We start from the raw sequence: 20524 nt of genomic DNA, 5'->3' as shown, positions 1-20524 counted from the left end.
TCAGGCACCCTCCGGACGGACCCGCGCGGTCTTGGTCGAGCGGATGTCGAGCGCGAGTTCGTCGGCGGCGGCGACCTGGCCGCGCAGCTTGACGGTGCCGTCGCGGTCGTCGACCTCCACCACGCCGCGCAGCAGCTTGGCGGTGGACTCGTGCCCGGAGGCGGCGGCCAGTTCCACCGCGCGCCGCAGTTTCGCGGTCGCCGTGGTGAGGTCGCCGTTGCGGCGGGCGGCCAGGCCCTCCTGGACGGCCTGGGCCAGTTCGACCTGCCCGGTGTAATGGGCGACACGCGTGCTGATCCGGGTGGACAGGGTGGTGTCGGTGGTCCACACCGCGCGCACCAGCCCCTGGCCGAGCACCTCGTCACCGGCCAGCACACTCAGCCGCGCGGCCAGCTTCTCGCGGCCGGGCGCGGCCGGTTCCAGCTCGATCTGCACGTGGTACTCGCGCTCTTCGGCGGCCCAGGACGAGAGCGGGTACTCCCCCACCTGCGGGCCGGTGTCGGTGCGGCGGGGAGTGAGGTCCTCGAGCACCGGCGCGACCTGTTTGACCATCCGCACCCGCGCGCCCGCCGGGGTCCACACCCGCAGGGTGAGCTCCGGGATGACCCGCGCCACCGAGGACCGCATCATCTTCGCGAAGTCGGCGGACAGGTCCTTCGGATCGGCCACCATGTCGGCGTCGCCGGACAGTTTCGAGGAGATCTTGTGCAGATCGGCGGCCATCCAGTCGTCGCCGACACCGCGGCAGTCGCAGACGAAAAGGCCTTCGGCGCGGTCGAGTTCGGTGGCCAGCTGCTCCGGCGTCTCGTGCTCGTTCTTGCCGTCGGTGAGCAGGATGGCGTGCGCCTGCGCGCCGGGATGCGCGGCGGCGACCTGGCGGGCCAGCGCGAGCCAGGAACCCATGGCGGTGCCGCCGTCGGGCCGCAGCTTGTCCAGTGCGCGCCGGGCGGCGCTGCGATGGGTGCGATCCGCCGGCGCCGACATGGTGCCGGTCGGGTAGATCAGCCGGGCGGCCTCGGTGCCCTCGATGATGGCGAACGCGGTGCCGTCGGGGATCTCGTCGAGCGCGGTCCTGGTGGCGGTGCGCGCGTTCTCGAACTTGCGCTTGTTACCCATCGACCCCGAACAGTCGATGATCAGGATCTCCAGCCGGGGCGGCGGGGTGGCGACGGCGGCCAGTTCGGGGCCGGTGGCCACCGTGAGCACCGCGTCGACCACCCGCGTGCCCTCGGCGAGGAACTCGTTCTGGTCGACGGCGATCGAGATACCTGTGGTCTCGGCTGAGCTCATGACACTCCTGGATCGTGCGGTACGGCAGCGGGCGCGGGCACCGGGGCCAGCGCGACCGTGATGTTGTCGCTGCCGCCACTGTTCAGCGCGAAGTCGGCCAGCGCGCGGGCCGCCGCCTGCGGTGAGGTCTCGACGGTGAATCCGGCCAGGGCGACGGCATCCGGTAGGTAGTTCCACAGGCCGTCGCTGCACAGCAGCAGGGTGCCCGGTTCGGTGACGACCATGCTCTGCAGGCAGTGCGCCGACCAGGGCGCCTCGCCGCCGTCGGCACCGAGCCAGCGCAGCAGCGTGTGCGCGCGGGGATCGTGCATGGCGGCGTCCTCGTCGAGGGCGCCCGCGTCGACGAGGGCCTGGGCCCAGGAGTCGTCGACACTGAGCCTGCGCGAGGCGGTCGGGTCGCCAGCGGCCAGCCAGAACGCCCGGCTGTCACCGACATTGGCGACGGTGATCTCGGTGCCCTCGGCGGTCGTGCGCACGATCGCCGACACGTAGGTGCACGAGGGCGCGTACTCGCTGCTGCGCGACATCCCGCGCACCGCCGCGGTCGCGGTCGCCAGGCCCGCCATCACGCTGTCGCGGGCGGACCGGCCGTCGGCGAGGGCGGCCAGCGCGGCGTCGACGCCGGAGCGGGCCGCGGTGCCGGAGGCGGCCTGCGGGTCCTGCGAGGTGGAGACGCCGTCGCTGACGACGATCACCCGGGTGCCGTCGCCGTCGCGGACGGCCGCGGCGACGGCGTCCTCGTTGCGCGCGTGGCTGATTCCGCGGTCGGTGAGCAGATACACCGCGCCCAGATCGTCCTCGAACCGGTCGGGCACCGGCTTCGGGCTGCCGCACTGCACGCAGAAGCCGCCCTCGTAGCGGCGCTCACCGCAGGTCGAGCACTGCGGCACCGCGGCCGGATCGTGCACCGGGAGCGCGACCTTGCGCACGCCGAGTTCCCGCCCGCACCCCTCGCAGAAGCGGTGCCCCGCCCTGGCCGACCCCGCGCAGTCCGGACACCCCGGCGCGCTCACAGCGTGGTCCTCGGCCGCACCGCGTTGGCCTGATCCACCAGCACGAACCGGGTCCACATGTCGTCGGCTTCCCGAGCCAATGTCCGCAAGCATCGTTCCAACCCCGTCCGCACTCCCTGCTCGGTGAATTCCACGTCCAACAGCTTGCCTGGCGCCCTCGGCCGCTGTCCCGACCGGATCCAGTTCAGCGCCGCCTCCAGGACCCGCATGCGCACCCGCGCGGTCCGCGTCCGCGAGTCCAGGCTGAGTCGTTCGACCCGCTCGCCCGCCTCCCGCAGCAGCGCCTCGTCCAGCTCGGCGGGCGCGCGGTCGGCCAGCAGGGTCTCGACGGCGGAGACCCTGGCCTCGGTGAACATCGACGAGCTGCGGTCAACCTGGTCGAGCACCGCGACGGCGCCCGTCCGGTCCGCGCTCGCGCGCCGCAGCCGGGCCGCGCCGAAGGCGCCGGACAGATAGGTGTGGTCGGTGCGCCACACCAGCTCGTAGAGCGCCAGCGCGCGATCATGCTGTGCCGCAACAGCTTCGGTCTGGGCCGCGCCGAGTTCCAGCGCCGCCGCCAGTGCCAGTTTCGGCGCGGGCTCGCCGGGCAGTGCGGCGTAGACGGCCTCGAAGTCGGCGGCGGCCGTGGCGTACTCGCCGGTCAGCAGCGCCGCCTGGGCGCGGTACCAGACCCGGCGCCAGTCGTATTCCAGGTCGATGTCCAGCGCGGCCAGGCGGGTCAGCGCGGCCTCGGCGTCGCCTGCCTCGAGTTCGGCGCGGACCAGGCGCAGCGGAATCTCCACCGACTCACCCGATCCGGTGACCACCGCGCGCAGCCCGGCCGTCAGCGCGGCCTCGAGTTCGGCGGGGGTGGCCGCGTCGGTGGTGGCCAGCAGGGCGGCGCCGCTGTCGGCGGGATCGACCAGCGGCGCGGGCAGGCCGGCGATCAGCGCGGCAGGCTCCGGGGTGGCGCTGTCGATGCCGAACACCGCGCGGGCGGGACCGAACGAACTCGACATGCCGGGCCGCGGGACCCCGTCGCCGGTGGCCAGTACCTCCCGCAGGACGCCGGTGAGCTGATCGGCCATCTCCGCCATCGATCCGAAGCGGGCCAGCGGGTCATCGTCGGTGGCGCGCAGCAGGAATCGGTGCAGGGAGTCGTGGCGGGCGAGCAGGGGCTCGGCCTCGGGAGCGGGCAGCGGGCCGAGTTTGCCGTCGACGGAGGCGATCCGCATCATCAGCACGGCCAGCGTGCGGCCCGCGGTGTAGACCTCGGTGGCCACGGTGGGACCGGTCTCGGCGATCTCGGGCGCCTGGTAGCCGATGGTGCCGTAGATCGGGCTCGTGCGGTCGTCCATCGAGATGACGGCGCCGAGGTCGATCAGCTCGAGCCGTTCCTCGGTCTGCATCACGTTGTCCGGCTTGAAATCGCAGTAGGCCCAGCCACGCGCGTGCAGGTAGCCCAGCGCGGGCAGCATCTCCAGCACGTAGGCGATGGCCTGCGCGGGCGGCAGGTAGCGGTCGTGCTCGGCGCGGTAGGCGCGCAGGATCTGCTTGAGCGAGGTGCCACCGACATAGGCCATCACGATGTAGCCGACCGGATCACCGTCGGCGTCGGCATGTTCGGTGAAGTTGTGGATCTTGACGATGTTCGGGTGGTCGACCTCGGCCAGGAAGCGCCGCTCGGCCACGGCCGCCGCGAGCGCGTCCGGGTCGCCGGTGTCGATCAGGCCCTTGAGCACCACCCAGCGCCGGTTGACGCGATGGTCGACGGCCAGATAGATCCAGCCCAGCCCGCCGTGCGCGAGCGCGCCCGCCACCTCGTACTGACCGCCGACGAGGTCGCCGGCGCGCAGGCGGGGCACGAAGGAGTAGCGGGTGCCGCAGTGCGGGCAGAACCCGGCGGTCCGGCCTGCCACACCGTCGTGGCTGCGGCCGACGGGCTTGTCACAGGTGCCGCAGTACCGGTCGGATTCGGGGACCTGCGGGTCGGCGAGCACCGCGGTGGCCGGGTCGACGCGCGGAATCGGCGGCACCTCGACCAGCCCGGCGCCGAGCCTGCCGCGCGCGGCCGAGCGGGCCGACCCGGACCGGTGGGTGCGCACCGAGCGGCTCGAGGTGCGGCCACTGGCGCTCACCGTCGGCGCGGACGGGCTGTACACGGGGGTCGCGGTGGGCGCGGTACCGCAGGTGTCGCAATACCCGTCGACGATCGTTCCGCCGCAGTCGGGTTCGGCGCACGCGCCCGGGGTGACGGGCGGGGGCGTCGCGCCGTTGCGCGGCTGGGCCGTGGTCCGCGAGGACCGGCCCGCAGCGGACGGCGACACCGCGCTCGGCGGCGGCGCGCTCGCCACCGGGGCGGTGCCGCAGAGGACGCAATAGCCGTCCTCGACGGCGCCGCCGCACCCCGGTTCACTACATGTCATGCTGTCCGCCCCGCTTTCTCCCCGATGATCGAACGATAGTCGGCGACCGCCCGGGTGACCGCGGCCAGATCGCAGGGCGTACGGCCGAGCAGGCCGGCGGCGATGCGATCGGCGGCGAGGACGTCGCGGTCCTCGCTCACCCCGAGCCGGGACGCCTTGGCCCGGTAGGCCGTCAACCGGCCGCGTAGTTCGGCGCGCCGGTCCAGCAGTCCGCGCGCCAATTCCTGTCGCCGCGTCGCGGTGTCGACGGCCTCGGTGGTGCGCGCCCGCAGCGCGAGCAGATGCTCGACCGTCGGTCTGGTCGGCGGCGCGCCGAGGCCGTCGAGCGCGGCGAGCAGTCGCGCGGCCGGTTCCCCGCCGCCGGGGAGCTCGCCGGTCGCGACCTTGCGCGCGGCGTCGGCGGCGGTCTCGTCGGCCGCGCGTTGCAGCGCGTCGAGATCGGCGAGCCGGGCCCGCAGGTGCGCGACAGCACCGGGCAGGTCGGCGGCGACCGCGAGATACTCGGCGTGCCGGGCGGATTCGGTCTCGATCAGCGCGGTCAGCGAGGCGAGCGCGGCGGTGATCTCGCCCTGCCGGAACCCCAGTGGGTCGGTGCCCGCGCGGCTCAGCATCTTCGCCAGCGGTTCGGCGGCGGCGTCGAGCGCGCCGTGCGCCTGCTCGACCCGCTGCTGGAGCGGGGCGAGCGCGCCGAGCACCTGCCGGTCGACCGCCGCCACCTCCTCGGCGAAGGGCGCGACGAACGCGAAGGCGGCGCGCATCCGGTCCAGGGAATCGGCGATGCCGACCGTCACGAGGGTCTCGGCGGGACCGGTGAGTCCGCGCTGCGCCAACGGGATCGGGATCCGGGCGACCTCGTGCGGACGGCCGCGCAGCAGTTCGGTAAGGCGGCCGCGGGCGCGGTCGTCGATCCGGCCGCGACCGCCACGGACCGTCTCGGCCTCGGACAGGATCGCGCGCACCCGGCCCAGGTCCTCCCAGAGCCGGCCGAGCGCCTCCTCCACCGGCGCCCAGCGGCGCGCGGTCTCCCCCGTCGGCGGATACCGGCGCACCAGGGTCAGGCCGGGATGCCGGTCCAGTTCCAGCAGGGTCGTGGTCACCTGGGCCAATTCCGCGGTGCGCGTGGCCAGTTCCCGATCGATCTCGGCGAGACCGAGCAGCGGCCAGGTCATCCGACGTACCGGGGCACCGGCGGGCCCGGCGACGGCCCGAGCACCCCCAGATGCTGCTGGTAGATCCGCTGCCAGGTGCCGTCGGCGCGGGCCCGGTCGAGCACGCCGTTGACGAACCGGACCAGATCGCCGCTGCCCTTGGGCACGCCGACCGCGTAGGCGCCGGTGCCGATCTCGTCGCCGACCAGTTCCAGGTTGCGGTCCTGGGCGACCAGTCCGGCCAGGATCGGCTCGTCGCCGCTGATCGCGTCGACGGTGCCCTGCTGCAGGGCGACCAGGCAGTCGGTCCAGTTGGTCACCCCGAGCACGGCGGGCGGCGTTGGCAGCGCGAACAGCGGCGCGGCCGCGGTGGTGCCCTTGGTGACGCACACCCGCTTGCCCGCGAGCCCGGACGCGGTGGTGATGCCCGAGCCCTTCGGTGCCGCGATGCGTTGCGCCGCACGGTAGTACACGCTGGAGAAGTCGACGTCGCGGCGCCGTTCACAGGTGGCGGAGAAGGTGCGCACGATCATGTCGACCTTCTTCTCCTGCAGCAGCGGGATCCGGTCGGCCGCGGCGACGGAGCGCAGTTCGATCTTGTCCGGGTCACCGAACAGATCGCGCGCGATCTCCCTGGCCAGATCGATGTCGAAGCCCTCCAGCCGTCCGGTGGACGGGTTGCGGAAGCCGAACATGTAGGTGTTCTGGTCGACGCCGACGCGCAGCCTGCCGTTGGCGACGATCGCGGCCATCGACGAACCGGCCGGCATCGCGCCGGGACGCGGTTGCGCCGTCGGCGCCAAAGTCGCCTCGGTGTCACAGGATCCGGTGCCCTCCGCGGCGGGGGCCGCGGTGATGGCCTCCGCGCCGGGGATCGGCGGGGCGACGGCGGTGGCCGGGATGGTCGACGGCGCCGGGGCGTCGCCGCAGCCGGCGACCAGGACGGCCACCGCGGCCAGGACCACGGCCAGAAGGGGACGCCGGGTGCTCACAGGAACTCCTTCAATCGGGGCCACAGGCCGGTGACCACCGCGCCCGCCGCGGCCAGCAGCAGGAGCAGCGTGCCGAACGGGCTGAGCGTGAAGGTGGTTCCCGCGGCGTCGACGCCGTCGCGCAGATCGGTGCGGGCCTGGGCCAGCGCGTCGCGCAGTTCGCGGTCGAGCCGGGCGAAGCTGGTGGCCGAGCTGTCGGGACCGGTGCCGATGGCCTGGGTGACGGCGCCCGCGTAGTCGGCCTTCTCGTAGGCGGTGCGCTGGGCGTTGTGGCCCGCGTTCCAATTGGTCAGTGCCCGAGCCGCTTCCGAGTCGCCCGCACCGGCCGCGGTGAGCCGCTGTTCGAGGTCGCGGGTGTGGGTGTGGAAGGCGTTCTCCGGCGCGGTGATGTCGCCCCGGGTGATCAGGGCGAGTGTCTCGTCGGTACGGGCCTGCTGGGCGAGGATGCGCGCGCTCGCCAGGTTCTCCACCCGCGCGCCCGCCCCGGAGTCGCCGGTCTCGAGCAGTTGCGCGGCGGTCAGGGTGGCACCGGCCGACCACACCAGCGCCAGCAGCGCGGCCGCGGCGGCCAGGGCCACCCCGGGGTTCACCAACCGGTTGGTGCGGCGCAGCAACAGCACCGACCCGGCGCCACAGGCGACGAGGACAAGCAGCAGGAGCACGATCGAGGTCAGCGGCAGCGCGCCGATGCGGTGCTGGTCCTCGCGGACCGCGGCGAAGCGGGCCTGGTTGAGCTGTTCGGCGTTGGGCAGCAACGAGGTCTGCATGAGGTCGGAGGCCTGCCGCAGATACGCCGAGCCGACCGGGAAGCCCTGGCGGTTGTTGGCCCGCGCGGTCTCCACCAGGCCGGTGTAGGTCGGCAGGTCGGCGGCGATGCGGGCCACGATCGCCCTGGTCTGGGCATCGGTGGCGCCCGAGGTCGCTTCCGCCAGTGCGGCAGCGGCTTCGGCGAGCGCCTGCTCGTAGGTGTCGCGCACCTGGGGAGATTCGACGCCGCCGGACAGGAACGCCGTCGCCGCACCGGCGTCGGCGGCCGAGAGCGAGACGTAGAGGCTCTGCGCCGCGAAGGCCAGCGGCTCGGTGCGGTCGAGCACCTGCTCGGTGCGGCCGATCTTGGCGTCGAGCTGCTGTCCCACTGTCGATCCGGCGATCAGGCAGGCCACCGTGGTCACCACGAGGACCGCGCCGATCACACCCGGTGTCGTCGCGGCGAAACGCCGCACCCACATCCCCGCGTCTCGGATGGTCGCCGGTAGGCGAGATCCCACACCGTCCTCCTTCGTCTCCCCGGGCGGTGTCTTCGATCGCGATAGTACGGGAGGCGCTGGAAGTTCGCCCGGGCGACCGAAACCCGCTGCGCGCGAGCGGATCGGGCATCGATCACCGTGACGAAAGAACGGGGTCCGTCACCGTGAAGTGACGGACCCCGTTCGGGTTCGGGTGGTGCCGGAACTCAGGCGCCGACGGCCTGCTCGCCCGGCGCGACGGTCGTTCCGGTCTTGCTGAACCGCAGGACACCGTCCTCGATCGGCGCCTTGTGCATCAGCGTGCGGTCGCGGTAGTAGTTGTTGACCAGCTTCCAGGCACCGCGGGCGCCCTGTCGCGGCATCGCGTCGTTGCCGCGCTGGATGTAGCCCGAGGTCAGGGCGCCACCCATCAGCGACTCGTCGGCGATGTCCTCGGGGTTGGCGTGCACCTCGTAGGTGGTGTAGCCGCGGTCGCGCATGATGTTCAGCACGCGGCACAGGTAGGCGGCGGCGAGGTCGGCCTTGAGCGTCCAGGACGCGTTGGTGTAGCCGATGATCATCAGGAAGTTCGGGATGTCGGAGTACAGCACGCTCTTGTAGGCGACCGTCTCGTTGAACTTCACCGGCACGCTGTCGATGGACATCGTGATGCCGCCGAGCATCTGCACGTTCAGGCCGGTGGCGGTGACGATGATGTCGGCCTCGAGCTCCTGGCCCGACTCGGTCCGGATGCCCTTCTCGGTGAACGTGGCGATGCGGTCGGTGACGATGTCGGCCTTGCCGCTCTTGAGCACCTTGAACAGGTCGCCGTTGGGCACCACGCACAGGCGCTGGTCCCACGGGTTGTAGCTCGGGGTGAAGTGGCGCAGGTCCACGTTCTTGCCGACCTGCAGGCGCACCTGGGCCAGCATCAGCTTCTTGGCCAGCTCGGGGTTGGTGCGGGAGAGCTGGAAGCTGGCCCGCTGCAGGGCGATGTTGCGGGCGCGGCCGATCTTGTAGGCGATCTGGTCGGGCACCCGCGACTTCTTGAGGCCGATGGCGACCGGGTCGTCCGAGGGCAGCGCCTGGATCCAGGTGGGCGAGCGCTGCAGCATGGTGACGTGCGCGGCCTTGTCGGCCATCGACGGGATCAGCGTGATCGCGGTGGCGCCGGAACCGATGACGACGACCTTCTTGCCGGTGTAGTCCAGGTCCTCGGGCCAGTGCTGCGGGTGCACGATCCGGCCCTGGAAGTCGTCCTGGCCGGGGAAGGTGGGCTGGTAGCCCTCGTCGTAGTTGTAGTAGCCGCTGGCGCCGACGAGGAAGTTGGCGGTCCAGGTCTCGGTCTCGCCGGTGGCCTCGATCAGGGCGGTGACGGTCCACAGCGCGGCGGCGCGGTCGAAGTCGGCGGTGACGACCTTGCGGCCGAAGGTGATGTGGTCGGTGACGCCGTATTCCTTCGCGGTGTCCTCGACGTACTGGCGGATGCTGGCGCCGTCGGCGAGCACCTTCGTGCCGATCCACGGGCGGAAACCGAAACCGAAGGTCAGCATGTCCGAGTCGGAGCGGATGCCGGGGTACTTGAACAGGTCCCAGGTGCCGCCGATGTTCTCGCGGCGCTCCAGGATCGCGTAGCTGCGTCCGGTCTGCTCGCGGGTGAGGTGACAAGCCGTGCCGATTCCGGACAGGCCCGCGCCGATGATCAGTACGTCGACATGCCGCGTCATTGAGGAAACTCGTTTCGTAGGGTCGTCGCCGCCCGGGCACCGTCGCCCGAGCCTCCGCCGAGGTTACGTGTTTCGCATGGTTACGTCTAGTTCGGTCGGGCCACGTCATGGCGTGTCGGGTGTTGCGCGCACGGTGATCCGAATCCGTGACGCCGTCGCCTTCGCCGGTCAGAGTCGAGGACGGATTCCCCTCCCTACGACGAAAAGGCGGACATGACCGAGCGCGGACTGTCGTTCCACTGGTTCCTGCCCACATACGGCGATTCGCGCGGGCTGGTCGCCGGCGGACACGGCAGCTTCATGTCCGGTGATCGCCCGGCCACCCTGCGCTACCTCAACCAGCTCACCGCGGCGGCCGAGGACAACGGTTTCGAGGGCGTGCTGACCCCCACCGGCGCCTGGTGCGAGGACGCCTGGCTCACCACCGCCATGCTGGTGCAGACCAGCGAGACGCTGAAGTTCCTGGTGGCGTTGCGCCCCGGCCTGATCAGCCCCACGCTGGCGGCGCAGATGTCGGCGACCTTCCAGCGCCACTCGGGCGGCAGGCTGCTGCTCAATGTCGTCACCGGTGGCGAGCCGCGCGAACAGCAGGCCTACGGCGACTTCCTGGACAAGGCCCAGCGCTACGCCCGCACCGGCGAGTTCCTGCACATCGTGCGCGAGCTGTGGGAATCGACCGAGCCGATCAGCTTCACCGGTGAGCACCTGCGGGTGCGCGACGCGCTGCTCAGCGCTCGGCCCGACCCGATTCCGCCGGTCTTCTTCGGCGGCTCCTCCGGCCCGGCGGGCCCGATCGCGGCGCGCTATGCCGACACCTACCTGACCTGGGGTGAGCCGCTGGACGCGGTGGCGAAGAAGCTGGACTGGATCCGTGGGCTGGCCGCGATCGAGGGCCGCACCGTCGACTTCGGTCTGCGCATCCACGTGATCAGCCGCGACACCGCCGCCGAGGCGTGGGCCGAGGCCGACCGGCTGCTGGCGGGCATCGCGCCGGGTGAGATCGAGCGGGTGCAGGCGAGCCTGGCCAAGAGCGAGTCCGAGGGCCAGCGCCTGATGGCGCAGCTGCACAACGGGCGCACCGACGGCCTGGAGATCGCCCCCAACCTGTGGGCCGGGGTCGGGCTGGTCCGCGGCGGCGCGGGCACGGCCCTGGTCGGGTCGCACGCGGAGGTGGCCGAGCGGCTGCTCGAGTACGCCGCGCTCGGGATCGACCACTTCATCCTGTCCGGGTATCCGCACCTGGAGGAGGCGTACTGGTTCGGCGAGGGTGTGCTGCCGATCCTGGAGCGCAAGGGCGTCTGGCGGCATCCGTCGCGGCCCGCCGCGGTGCCGGTGGTGGCACCGTTCACTGCGGCGGCCAGCAGCTGAGACGGCACGGTCAGCGCGCCGCGCCGAACCAGCGGGGCAGGTGGACCAGCAGGTCGTGCTGGTCCACCCCCGCCCAGGCGACGTGGCCGTCGGGGCGCAGCAGCACCGCGGGGACGTCGAGTTCCGCGCTGACCTCCACCACATGGTCGACCCGGTCGGCCCAGCCCGCCACCGACAGCCGACCGGTCTGATCGAGCAGCACCCCGCGCCCGGCGTGCATGCGGTCGTAGAGGCGCCCGTCCGTCAGCGCGATGTCGCGCAGCCGCTTGCCGAGGAGCTCGTGCCCGTCGCCGACGTCGTAGCGGATCCCGATCGCGACGATCTTCTCGATCAGGTACCGGTTCACCTCCTCGAACTCCATCAGCTCCGCCAGCAGCCTGCGCACAGCCTGCGCGCCGGGGTCGAGCGAGACCAGCGCCATCTGCGCACGGGTGTTGTCCAGGACGTCGGCGGCCACCGGACGACGTTCGGCCTCGTAACTGTCCAGCAGGCCGGTCGGCGCCCAGCCCGCGACCGCCGCGGCCAGTTTCCAGCCCAGGTCGACCGCGTCCTGCAGACCCAGATTCAGGCCCTGACCACCCAGCGGCGGATGGATGTGCGCGGCGTCGCCCGCCAGCAGGACCCGGCCGACGCGATAGCTCTCGGCCAGCCGGGTGGCGTCACCGAAGCGCGACAGCCAGCGCGGCGCGTGTGCGCCGAGGTCGGTGCCCGCGGTGGCCACCAGCTGCTGTCGCAGCTCCTCGAACGACGGCGGAACGGTCCGGTCCGCGGCGACACCGGCCGCGGGCACGACGACGCGGTACACGCCGGCACCGAGCGGCATGGCACCGAAGCGCAGCTGTGTCTTGCGCACCTCGGCGTTCACCGCGGCCAGCGTCTCCGTGGACGCGGTCAGCCGCAGCTCGCCGAGGAGGGTGTCGACCCGGCTGGGTTCACCGGGAAAGGCGACGCCGAGCAGCTTGCGCACCGTGCTGCGGCCCCCGTCGCAGCCGACGAGGTAGCGCGAGCGCAGCCGCGTGCCGTCGGCCAGCTCGACATCGACGCCGTCCTCGTCCTGCGTCAGCCCGACCACCTCGGCACCGCGCCGGAGCTCCGCACCGAGGGCCAGCGCGTGCTCGGTCAGCAGTCGCTCGGTGACCGGCTGCGGGATGCCGAGCACGTACGGATGGGTGGTGTCGAGGCCGGTGGGCTGGGGTTTCCCGATCCCGGCGAAGAAGCCGCCGAGCGGGTGCGTCGTCCCCACGGCGAGGAATCGGTCCAGCAGGCCGCGCTGCCCCAGAATCTCGAGACTGCGAGCGTGCAAGCCCATCGCACGCACCACCGGGGTCGGCGCCGGATCCCGGTCCAGCACCAGCGTCCGGACGCCGTGCAGCCGTAGCTCGCCCGCCAGCATCACCCCGGTCGGTCCGCCGCCCGCGACGATCACGTCGATCATCAATGCCCCCTTGTTTTCGCTGGTCATGACTTCGGCAGGCGATTGTGCAGGAGGACCGGGGTCTTGCCGCAAGCCCCGGGGTGGGTTATAAATTGAGTGTGGCAAGGGGTGGTTTTCCCTCCTTGCCATTGGTTTGTCCGCACCCCGGATGTCTCCCCGGAGCCGTGCGCATCGCCCCCAGCCACCCTCGGCCACGGCACGGTTGCGCCGTCACGATGGCAGTCGATGCATCTTTGCGGCCACTGCTGGTGACCGCTGATTCCTCCTGCCGACACCGCCGAATATGCCCGGGACCGCGCCGACTCTCGTCCACCACGAAACCGCCATACTTCGTGCACTGCCTGCGGCGATACACGCAGTGCATCGCACAATCGCACTCCCCCAAACGTTTTCGGCAGTGAGTGCACGCGGCGTTCCACGTGAATCAGCCCGTCAGCGCGGGATTCGACTGGATCCCGATACGCTCGGCTCGTGACCCTCACCGTCGGTTTCGATCTGGACATGACCCTCATCGATTCGCGTCCCGGCGTCGCCGTCGCGATCGACACCCTGGCGCGGGAATTCGACCTGCCGATGGTGGGCAGCCACTTCGCCGACCACCTCGGACCGCCGCTGGCCACCCTGCTCGCCGACGCGGGCGCGCCCGACGATCTGATCCCCCATCTGGTCACCCGGTTCCGCGCGCTCTACCCCGATGTCGTCCCGCACATCCCCGCCCTGCCCGGCGCGACGGCCGCGCTCGACGCCGTGCGCGCCGGTGGCGGCCGGACGCTGGTCGTCACCGGCAAGTACGAGCCGAACGCGCGGCTGCACCTGGACCACCTCGGCTGGGAGGTCGACCGCCTCGCCGGCGATCTCTGGTCCACAGCCAAGGCCGAGGTCCTGCGCGCCGAGTCCGCGGCGGTCTTCGTCGGCGACCACGCCGGTGACATGCGCGGCGCGAAGGCGGCCGACGTCGTGGCCGTCGGCGTGACGACCGGCCCGTACGACGCCGACGGCTTGCGGGCCGCCGGCGCCGACGTCGTCCTCGACGACCTCACCCAATTCCCCGGCTGGCTGGCCGGTTTCGCGGCCGGTCGGGGCTAGGCCACCGGAACCGCCTGCCCGCGACGGGGTTTCCCGGCCGGAACCCCCGCGTGATCCCGGCCGTTGTCGTGACATGTCGACCGACCCCTACTGGAATCACAACACGCAGTACCACCCCTGGATCCTCGATCAGGTCCCGGCCCACGCCCGCACCGCGCTCGACATCGGGTGCGGCGACGGCCTGCTCGCCCGCAAACTCGCCACCCGCTGCGACGCCGTCCTCGGCGTCGATATCGACGACGAGGTCATCGCCACCGCGCCTGCCGCCCCGAACGTGCATCTCGAACAGGCCGACTTCCGCGATCTCGACGACACCTTCGACATGGTCACCGCCGTCGCCACCCTGCACCATGTTCCCGTCCGCGACGGCGTCGCCGCCCTGCGGCATCTCGTCGCCCCGGGCGGCACCCTCGCGGTGGTCGGCCTCTGGAAGATGCACCCCCTCACCGACATCCACTATCTCCCACTGCTGCCCGCGATCCGCGGGCTGGACTGGTGGCGCCGCGACGCGCTGGGCGGCCCGAACGCCACGGTTCGCGACCCGCGGGAAACGCTGGCCGAGATCCGTGCGGTGACCGGGGAATTGCTGCCGGGCGCGCAGATCCGCCGTCGCCTCATGTGGCGGTACACCCTGGTCTGGCGCAAGCCCGGTCAGCCCCGATAGGCCGCCACCAGACCGCCGTCGACGATGATGTCCTGCCCGGTGACATAGGACGCCTCGGCCGATCCGAGGAAGGCGACCAGGGCGGCGACCTCCTCGGCCGTGCCGAACCGGCCCGCCACCACCCGGCCGGCCGCCACGGCCGCGAAGTCCTCGGTCATCGCGGCCGCGGACATGGGGGTATCGATATAGCCGGGGCTGATCGAATTCACCCGGATCCCGCGCGGACCGAGTTCGGTGGCCAGGGTGCGGGCAAGGTTGTGCACGGCGGCCTTGGTCGCGGCGTAGAGGGTGAGCGCGCTGTCGCCGCGGTGCAGGGTCCACGACGCGTTGAGCACGACCGAACCGCCCGCGGCCAGCAGCGGCAGCGTCTTCTGGACGGTGAAGAAGACGCCTTTGACGTTCACCGCGACCGCGTGGTCGAAGACCTCCTCGGTGATCTCGGCAAACGGCGCGAAGGTGCCTGCGCCCGCGTTGGCGAAGACCAGATCGAGCCGCCCGAAGCGGGCCGTGAGCGTGTCGGTCAGCGCGTCCAGTGCGTCGAGATCAGCCGTGTCGGCGGCGATTCCGGTGGCCCGCGGTCCCAGGTCGGCGGCCGCGGCGCGCACCCTGTCCTCGGTGCGGCCGGTGACGATCACCTGGGCACCTTCGGCGATCAGCCTGCGCGCGGTGGCCAGGCCCATGCCGCTGGTGCCGCCGGTGACGAGGGCGACGCGGTCGGTGTAGCGATTCATGCGAGTCCTTCGGTGAGATGGTCGGCGACGGTGCGCAGCCAGGCCGACCGGTGGTTGCCGACGAGGTGGTCACCGCCGGGAATGCGGAGGTAGCGGCCCTGCGGTGCGGCGCGGGCCAGGGCGGCGCCGTCGGTGACGCCGGGGATCACGTCGTCGGCGCCGTCGACCACCAGCAGCGGGCAGCGCACGCGCGGTGCCAGGTCGGTGAGGTCGACGGTTCCCGCGAAAGCCTTGGCGGCGGTTCGCGATCCGGCCCGGCGGGTCATCAGGTCGCGGACGGGGTCGGGCAGGTGCCGCCAGTCCAGCCGGTAGGGTCCGCTCACGGTGGCGGCCACGACGATGCGTGGGTCGCGGGCCGCAGCCGCCGCGACGTAGAAGCCGCCGAGGCTGAGACCGACGACGCCGACCCGTGCGACGCCCAGGGTGTCGATCGCCGCGGCGACGACCGCCGGGTAGTCCCGGTCCAGCGCCGAAGTGGCGACGGCGGCCCCCTGCGCTGGGCCGTCCATGGCGAGAACCCGGAGGCCGCGGGCCACGAGCGCGTCGGCGAGGACATGGAATTCGTCCTTGCTGGAATCGAGGCCGGGCACCACGATCACCGTGCCGACGGCGGCGGGACCGCGCAGGATGCCCGTGAAACCGGGGCCGCTACACCGCCGGGTGGTCGGATCCAGCAGGGAGTAGCCCTGTTCGGCCGCCGAATCCGCGGCGGCAGCGGCGGTGGCGTGGCCGTCGTCGGGCACCAGCGTGGCCAGGTGCGACCAGCGGGCCGCCAGGAGCAGGTGGTGGCCGCGCGTGATCGCCGAGCCGGGGGCATTCCGGTGGCGGTCGGCGGCCGCTACACAGGTGGGCGCCCAGTCGGCGGGCGTGCCGATATCGGCGCAGATCCGCCGGTAGTCGTGCGGATCGATGCCCGCCGCGGTGGCCCGGCTGAACAGGGCGTCGACCAGTTCGGCGCTCATCGGCCCGCGCTCGTGGTCAGGACGGCCTTGCCGCGTACCCGGCGTTCCCGCAGGTCGACGAGCACGCGCGCGGTTTCGGACCAGTCGGCCACCACGCCGATCTCGGGATGCAACCGCCCCTCGGCGACCAGCCGCACCAGGGTGGCGAGATCGCGCCCGTACGGTCGGCCCGCGTAATGGAAGTGGCGGATCGTCGCGTTCTCCGGCCCGGCGAAGAAGTCGAAGAAGTTCAGCGTGACCGGGGTCCGACTGGCTTGCCCGAACCAGATCAGGGTGCCACCGGGCCGCAGCAGCGCCAGGCTCGCGGCCGTCGCGGCACCGCCGGTCGACTCGAGCACGAGGTCGAACGGGCCTGCCGCGTCGGCGATCTCGTGCACCACCCGGGTCGCGCCGAGCGTGGACAAGTGTTCGCCCCGTTCGGGCGTCGCGGTGAGGACGGTGACGTCGGCGCCCGCGGCGGCGGCCAGCTCGGTGACGTAGTGGCCCACCCCGCCGGAGGCCCCGGTCAGCAGGATGCGCGCGCCCGCCACCGGGCCCGCCGCCCGCAGCAGCCGCAGGGCCGTGATCCCGGCCAGCGGCAGGGCGGCCGCCGTCACGACGTCGAGCGCGTCGGGTAGCACGGCGAGCGCGTCGGTGGGCACCGCTACGTAGTCCGCCCAGCCGCCGAGCGCCGGATGACCGACCACCCTGGTTCCCATCGACGGACCCGAGCCGTCGGCCGCCGCCTGCACGACCAGTCCCGCGATGTCCTTGCCCGGCAACAGCTCCGGTCGCGGATCCTCCAGCAGGAACGTCTCACCCCGGTTCGGGGCGAAGGCCGCGACGCGCACCAGCGCCTCGTCGGGCCGCGGCACGGGTTCGGCCGCCTCGGTGAACGCGACCGGCCGCCCCGGGTCGCCTGTCGGAATCAAACGCTGCATGACCCCAGCGAACCGCCGCCCCGCACCGGCCGACCAACAACCCGGCGACGATCCCGACAACGATCGGTTGTCGCCGCTGGCAGTACAGCTCTCCGGCTAGGGTGGACGACTGTGGATCTGGATCTCGCGACGGTGCGCGCGTTCGTGTTCGTCGCCGAGGAACGGCATTTCGGCCACGCCGCGGCGGCACTCGGGCTGAGCCAGCAGGCGCTGTCCAAACGGGTCGCGCGGCTGGAATCGACCCTCGGCGTGCGACTGCTGGACCGCGACCATCAGGGCGTGCGGCTCACCGAGGACGGCGCGCGCTTCCTGCCGGGCGCGCAGGACACCCTCGACGCCAACGATCGGGCCGTCGCCGCGCTGCTCGACGAGCGGCGTCCCGTGCGTGTGGACGTGTGGGGCCACCTCTACGCACCGCTGCGCACGCTCGCCGGGCTCACGACCGCACCGGGCGCGCCGCCGCTGGAACCCGGGCACGGTCGTGACCTGCCCGCCGTCGCCGCGGCGCTCGCGCACGGCGATATCGACGCGGGATTCGGCCGGGTCCATCCCCCACTGCCGCCCGGCCTGACCCATCGGCTGATCCGCCTCGAACCGGTCGATGTCCTGCTCGGCGCGGACCATCCGCTGGCCGCCGCGCCCGAACTGCGCCCCGACCAGCTGCGCGACAGCGTCCTGCACACGCCGGCGACCCTGGACCGCCTCGATTTCCTGGCCCGCTTCGCCGAGCGTTTCGGGATCGGCGAACACCGCGCCGCCCCGAATCTCGGCCTGGCCCCGCTGCTGTCCGCGCTCGCCGCCGATCCCCGCGGCTTCGTGCTGCTGCCCGCCGACGTCGAGACACCCGAGGTCCCCGGTGTCCGCGCGATCCCGCTGGTCGATCCGACACCGCTCTACGCGTGGTCGCTGATCTGGCGCACCGGCCCCGCATCTCCGCAGGTGGACGCCCTGCTAGCCGCCCTGGTGCGGACGGCGGGCGAGCGCCGCTGGCTGGAATACGATCCGGCCGGCGACTGGCTTCCCGCCGCCGACTGACCAGCGCGCGACGGGCGCAACGGTTTTCGGTGCGCCCGTGCCGGGTGATACAGTCCGCCCAGTTTTTGTACGGGGAGGGTTTCGCACAGCGTGACGATGAATCGCACCAGATGGATCGTGGCGGGGATCTGCGCCGTGGTCGTCGCCGTCGTCGCCGTGATCGTGGTGGTCGTGGTGACCAGGGACGAGAATCCGCGCGAGTTCGTGGCCGAGCGCTATCAGCGGGCCCGCCAGCTCGATCAGGTCAACGACGGCCTCGCCTTCACCGCGGCCGCCGCGCCCGCCGCCGTGGCCGCGGCCATCGCGAAGGCCACCGACCCCCGCGATCGCCGCAATACCGGCGACAACCACTACCTGCGCTTCGACAAGGACCTCGTCGCGGTGTCGCCGCACGCGGGCGGTTCGCTGGTGCTGGTCGACAGCCTCGCCAACGGCACCCGCCGCCATCACACGCACACCAGCACCTACGGCTGGAACAGCGGTTCCGCGGCGGGCGACTTCCGCGGTGGCGGCAGCGACCAGGGCGGCAAGTAGTACATCGTCACACAGCACAGGAGGACACACATGCTCGCCGACCTGGCGGCGGACGCGGGTGCCGCGCTCGCCTACTCCGCGGTGGGAATCGTGTTGATGGCCGTCGGTTTCGGCGTCGTCGACCTGCTCACCCCCGGTGATCTGCGCGCCCAGATCTGGCTCGAGCGCAACCGCAACGCCGCGACGCTGCTCGCGTCGAACCTGTTCGGCGTGGGGATCATCGTGGCCACCGCCATCTGGACCTCCGAGGGCAAGATCCTGCAGGCGCTACTGGCGAGCGCGATCTACGGGGTGATCGGCCTGGCCGCAATGGCACTGGCGTTCGTGCTGCTCGACGCGCTCACCCCGGGCGATTTCCGGGCCGTCGTCGCCGATCCGGAACCGCATCCGGCGGTGTGGGTCACGGCGTCGGCGCATGTCGCGGTCGCGCTGGTGGTGGCCGCGGGCCTGACCTGATGCCGGTGCACCGCCTGGCCAGGGCGGCGCTGCTGGCGACCGTGTTCGTCTGCGCGGCCTGCGGTCTGGTGTACGAGCTGTCGCTGGTCACCCTCGGCAGCTATCTGATCGGTGACACCGCGGCGCAGGCCTCGATCACGTTGAGCGTGATGGTGTGCGCGATGGGTGTGGGCGCGCTGGCCGCGAAACCGCTGCGCCGCCAGGCCGCGGCCGCGTTCGTCGCGGTCGAACTGGCGCTGGCCGTGATCGGCGGGCTGTCGGTGGCGGCGCTGTACGCCAGCTACGCCTGGCTCAATGTCTACACCGGGACCCTGGTGCTGGCGGCGGCGGTGATCGGCATGCTGATCGGCGCCGAGATCCCGCTGCTGATGGAGTTGCTCCAGCAGATCCGCAGGCAGGAGGCCAGCGGCGCGGTCGCGGACCTGTTCGCCGCCGATTACGTCGGCGCGCTGCTGGGCGGGCTGGCGTTCCCGTTCCTGCTGCTGCCGGTGTTCGGGCAGATCCGCGGCAGCCTCGTGGTCGGCGTGGTGAACGCCGCCGCCGGACTGGCGTTGGCGTTCTTCTTCTTTCGCACGCAGATGACCCGCACGGCCCGGCGTGTGCTGGTGGTGGCGACGGTCGTCGTCGCGGGCGGGCTCACGAGCACCTATCTCTACGCCGACCGGTTCGAGGCCACCGCCCAGCAGGCGCTGTTCGCGCATCCGATCGTGTGGCAGACCCGCACGCCCTATCAACAGATCGTGCTCACCGAGTCGTTCTCGCCGTTCGGCACCACCGACACCCGGCTCTATCTCAACGGCGGACTGCAGTTCTCCTCGGTCGACGAGTACCGGTACCACGAGGCGCTGGTGCATCCGGTGCTGGCGGGCGCGCATCGCTCGGTGCTGGTACTCGGCGGGGGTGACGGCCTGGCGCTGCGGGAGATCCTGCGGTACCCCGATGTCGCCGAGGTGACGCTGGTCGAACTCGATCCGGCGATGATCGAGCTCGCCCGCGCCGACGAGCGCCTCACCACGCTCAACCAGCGTTCCTTCGACGACCCCCGGGTGCGGGTGGTCACCGCCGACGCGTTCGCCTGGTTACGCGGTGCCCCCGGTCTTTTCGACGCGGTGATCGTCGACCTGCCCGACCCGGACCAGACCTCGGTCGCCAAGCTGTACTCGCAGGAGTTCTACGCGATGACCGCGAACGTGCTGGCGCCCGGCGCCCGGCTGGTGGTGCAGTCCGGGTCGCCGTTCTTCGCCCCGCGCTCGTTCTGGACCATCGACGCCACCCTCCGCGCGGCCGGGCTGCGCACCACGCCGTACCACGTGGACGTCCCGAGCTTCGGCGATTGGGGCTTCGTCCTCGCCGCCGTCGGCGAAGCCCCGGCCCCGGCCCTGCGCTCCCCCGGCCCGCTCCGCTCCCTCGACGACCGCACCCTCACCGCCGCCACGGTGTTCCCGCCGGACCGCCGGGCGGTCGACCCGCAGGTGTCGACCCTCATGCACCCGGTGATCCTGGATCTCCAGCGCCAGGAATGGCGCTGACAC

Annotated in this window: 18 protein-coding genes; 7 read left to right on the top strand and 11 right to left on the bottom strand. The window is 72.2% G+C overall.

What is annotated here, in order from left to right; translation table 11 throughout:
• The 7 genes from ACFYWJ_RS19495 to ACFYWJ_RS19465 all read right to left on the bottom strand — a co-directional run bounded on the left by ACFYWJ_RS19495 (position 1) and on the right by ACFYWJ_RS19465 (position 9801).
• A complete protein-coding gene (locus ACFYWJ_RS19495) occupies positions 1 to 1290 on the bottom strand; it encodes a VWA domain-containing protein (RefSeq protein WP_355280336.1) in 1290 nt (429 codons plus the stop codon).
• Complete coding sequence (locus ACFYWJ_RS19490; RefSeq protein ID WP_355280334.1) at positions 1287 to 2303, bottom strand: phosphatase; 1017 nt, start codon at positions 2301 to 2303, stop codon at positions 1287 to 1289. The genes ACFYWJ_RS19495 and ACFYWJ_RS19490 overlap by 4 nt, the downstream gene beginning before the upstream one ends.
• Complete coding sequence (locus ACFYWJ_RS19485) at positions 2300 to 4708, bottom strand: tetratricopeptide repeat protein (RefSeq protein ID WP_355280333.1); 2409 nt, start codon at positions 4706 to 4708, stop codon at positions 2300 to 2302. Before ACFYWJ_RS19485 ends, ACFYWJ_RS19490 begins: the two co-directional genes overlap by 4 nt.
• A complete protein-coding gene (locus tag ACFYWJ_RS19480; RefSeq protein ID WP_355280331.1) occupies positions 4705 to 5877 on the bottom strand; it encodes a hypothetical protein in 1173 nt (390 codons plus the stop codon). The genes ACFYWJ_RS19485 and ACFYWJ_RS19480 overlap by 4 nt, the downstream gene beginning before the upstream one ends.
• Positions 5874 to 6848, bottom strand: a complete 975-nt coding sequence (locus ACFYWJ_RS19475; RefSeq protein ID WP_355280329.1) for a glutamate ABC transporter substrate-binding protein — start codon at positions 6846 to 6848, stop codon at positions 5874 to 5876. Before ACFYWJ_RS19475 ends, ACFYWJ_RS19480 begins: the two co-directional genes overlap by 4 nt.
• The gene (locus tag ACFYWJ_RS19470) at positions 6845 to 8116 is read right to left on the bottom strand and encodes a hypothetical protein (RefSeq protein ID WP_355280327.1); all 1272 of its coding nucleotides are present in this window, start codon (positions 8114 to 8116) and stop codon (positions 6845 to 6847) included. Before ACFYWJ_RS19470 ends, ACFYWJ_RS19475 begins: the two co-directional genes overlap by 4 nt.
• 185 nt (positions 8117 to 8301) lie before the next feature.
• Positions 8302 to 9801 (bottom strand): NAD(P)/FAD-dependent oxidoreductase, encoded by a 1500-nt coding sequence (locus tag ACFYWJ_RS19465; protein ID WP_355280326.1) that lies wholly within the window; start codon positions 9799 to 9801, stop codon positions 8302 to 8304.
• A gap of 213 nt (positions 9802 to 10014) precedes the next feature.
• Here ACFYWJ_RS19465 and ACFYWJ_RS19460 point away from each other — a divergent pair, with 213 nt between their 5' ends.
• Positions 10015 to 11169, top strand: a complete 1155-nt coding sequence (locus tag ACFYWJ_RS19460) for an LLM class flavin-dependent oxidoreductase (protein ID WP_355280324.1) — start codon at positions 10015 to 10017, stop codon at positions 11167 to 11169.
• A 10-nt stretch (positions 11170 to 11179) separates the two neighbouring features.
• Here the strand turns inward: ACFYWJ_RS19460 and rox are convergent, their stop codons facing one another.
• On the bottom strand, positions 11180 to 12604 hold the full coding sequence (gene rox, locus ACFYWJ_RS19455) for a rifampin monooxygenase (protein WP_355280323.1): 1425 nt from the start codon (positions 12602 to 12604) through the stop codon (positions 11180 to 11182).
• 471 nt (positions 12605 to 13075) lie between these two features.
• Here rox and ACFYWJ_RS19450 point away from each other — a divergent pair, with 471 nt between their 5' ends.
• Complete coding sequence (locus ACFYWJ_RS19450) at positions 13076 to 13690, top strand: HAD hydrolase-like protein (RefSeq protein ID WP_355280321.1); 615 nt, start codon at positions 13076 to 13078, stop codon at positions 13688 to 13690.
• Positions 13691 to 13763: 73 nt separating this feature from the next.
• Positions 13764 to 14354: a class I SAM-dependent methyltransferase gene (locus ACFYWJ_RS19445; protein ID WP_355280319.1), complete on the top strand. Its 591-nt coding sequence runs from the start codon at positions 13764 to 13766 to the stop codon at positions 14352 to 14354.
• On the opposite strand, the gene ACFYWJ_RS19440 is transcribed toward ACFYWJ_RS19445, so the two are convergent.
• From ACFYWJ_RS19440 to ACFYWJ_RS19430, 3 genes are read right to left on the bottom strand one after another with little or no spacing between them, the layout of a single operon-like run.
• Positions 14342 to 15085 carry a glucose 1-dehydrogenase gene (locus ACFYWJ_RS19440; protein WP_355280318.1) on the bottom strand — a complete coding sequence of 248 codons (744 nt, stop codon included), beginning with the start codon at positions 15083 to 15085 and terminating at the stop codon, positions 14342 to 14344. The two genes, ACFYWJ_RS19445 and ACFYWJ_RS19440, sit on opposite strands and share 13 nt — an antisense overlap.
• Positions 15082 to 16047, bottom strand: coding sequence for an alpha/beta fold hydrolase (locus ACFYWJ_RS19435; protein WP_355280317.1), 966 nt, complete (start codon positions 16045 to 16047; stop codon positions 15082 to 15084). The genes ACFYWJ_RS19440 and ACFYWJ_RS19435 overlap by 4 nt, the downstream gene beginning before the upstream one ends.
• Positions 16044 to 16967 carry a zinc-binding dehydrogenase gene (locus ACFYWJ_RS19430; protein ID WP_355280315.1) on the bottom strand — a complete coding sequence of 308 codons (924 nt, stop codon included), beginning with the start codon at positions 16965 to 16967 and terminating at the stop codon, positions 16044 to 16046. Before ACFYWJ_RS19430 ends, ACFYWJ_RS19435 begins: the two co-directional genes overlap by 4 nt.
• A gap of 111 nt (positions 16968 to 17078) precedes the next feature.
• Here ACFYWJ_RS19430 and ACFYWJ_RS19425 point away from each other — a divergent pair, with 111 nt between their 5' ends.
• The 4 genes from ACFYWJ_RS19425 (at position 17079) to ACFYWJ_RS19410 (ending at position 20521) form a co-directional block, all read left to right on the top strand.
• Positions 17079 to 18002 carry a LysR family transcriptional regulator gene (locus ACFYWJ_RS19425; protein ID WP_355280313.1) on the top strand — a complete coding sequence of 308 codons (924 nt, stop codon included), beginning with the start codon at positions 17079 to 17081 and terminating at the stop codon, positions 18000 to 18002.
• Positions 18003 to 18098: 96 nt separating this feature from the next.
• On the top strand, positions 18099 to 18536 hold the full coding sequence (locus ACFYWJ_RS19420) for a DUF4247 domain-containing protein (protein WP_355280311.1): 438 nt from the start codon (positions 18099 to 18101) through the stop codon (positions 18534 to 18536).
• A gap of 30 nt (positions 18537 to 18566) precedes the next feature.
• Positions 18567 to 18992: a DUF350 domain-containing protein gene (locus tag ACFYWJ_RS19415; RefSeq protein ID WP_355280310.1), complete on the top strand. Its 426-nt coding sequence runs from the start codon at positions 18567 to 18569 to the stop codon at positions 18990 to 18992.
• On the top strand, positions 18992 to 20521 hold the full coding sequence (locus ACFYWJ_RS19410; RefSeq protein WP_355280308.1) for a polyamine aminopropyltransferase: 1530 nt from the start codon (positions 18992 to 18994) through the stop codon (positions 20519 to 20521). The genes ACFYWJ_RS19415 and ACFYWJ_RS19410 overlap by 1 nt, the downstream gene beginning before the upstream one ends.
• Positions 20522 to 20524: the final 3 nt, after the last annotated feature.

This window comes from Nocardia sp. NPDC003269 (assembly GCF_042888005.1).
Taxonomy (GTDB): Bacteria; Actinomycetota; Actinomycetes; order Mycobacteriales; family Mycobacteriaceae; genus Nocardia.
Note: the sequence above shows the minus strand (reverse complement) of the source record. Positions and strands in the feature narration are given on the sequence as shown.

Coding starts and splice junctions, on each gene's coding strand:
- ACFYWJ_RS19445 (WP_355280319.1), top strand. CDS start 13,764: ATGTCGACCGACCCCTACTGGAATCACAACACGCAGTACCACCCCTGG.
- ACFYWJ_RS19465 (WP_355280326.1), bottom strand. CDS start 9,801: ATGACGCGGCATGTCGACGTACTGATCATCGGCGCGGGCCTGTCCGGA.
- ACFYWJ_RS19495 (WP_355280336.1), bottom strand. CDS start 1,290: ATGAGCTCAGCCGAGACCACAGGTATCTCGATCGCCGTCGACCAGAAC.
- ACFYWJ_RS19420 (WP_355280311.1), top strand. CDS start 18,099: ATGAATCGCACCAGATGGATCGTGGCGGGGATCTGCGCCGTGGTCGTC.
- ACFYWJ_RS19415 (WP_355280310.1), top strand. CDS start 18,567: ATGCTCGCCGACCTGGCGGCGGACGCGGGTGCCGCGCTCGCCTACTCC.
- ACFYWJ_RS19430 (WP_355280315.1), bottom strand. CDS start 16,967: ATGCAGCGTTTGATTCCGACAGGCGACCCGGGGCGGCCGGTCGCGTTC.
- ACFYWJ_RS19440 (WP_355280318.1), bottom strand. CDS start 15,085: ATGAATCGCTACACCGACCGCGTCGCCCTCGTCACCGGCGGCACCAGC.
- ACFYWJ_RS19410 (WP_355280308.1), top strand. CDS start 18,992: ATGCCGGTGCACCGCCTGGCCAGGGCGGCGCTGCTGGCGACCGTGTTC.
- ACFYWJ_RS19460 (WP_355280324.1), top strand. CDS start 10,015: ATGACCGAGCGCGGACTGTCGTTCCACTGGTTCCTGCCCACATACGGC.
- ACFYWJ_RS19435 (WP_355280317.1), bottom strand. CDS start 16,047: ATGAGCGCCGAACTGGTCGACGCCCTGTTCAGCCGGGCCACCGCGGCG.
- rox (WP_355280323.1), bottom strand. CDS start 12,604: ATGATCGACGTGATCGTCGCGGGCGGCGGACCGACCGGGGTGATGCTG.
- ACFYWJ_RS19480 (WP_355280331.1), bottom strand. CDS start 5,877: ATGACCTGGCCGCTGCTCGGTCTCGCCGAGATCGATCGGGAACTGGCC.
- ACFYWJ_RS19485 (WP_355280333.1), bottom strand. CDS start 4,708: ATGACATGTAGTGAACCGGGGTGCGGCGGCGCCGTCGAGGACGGCTAT.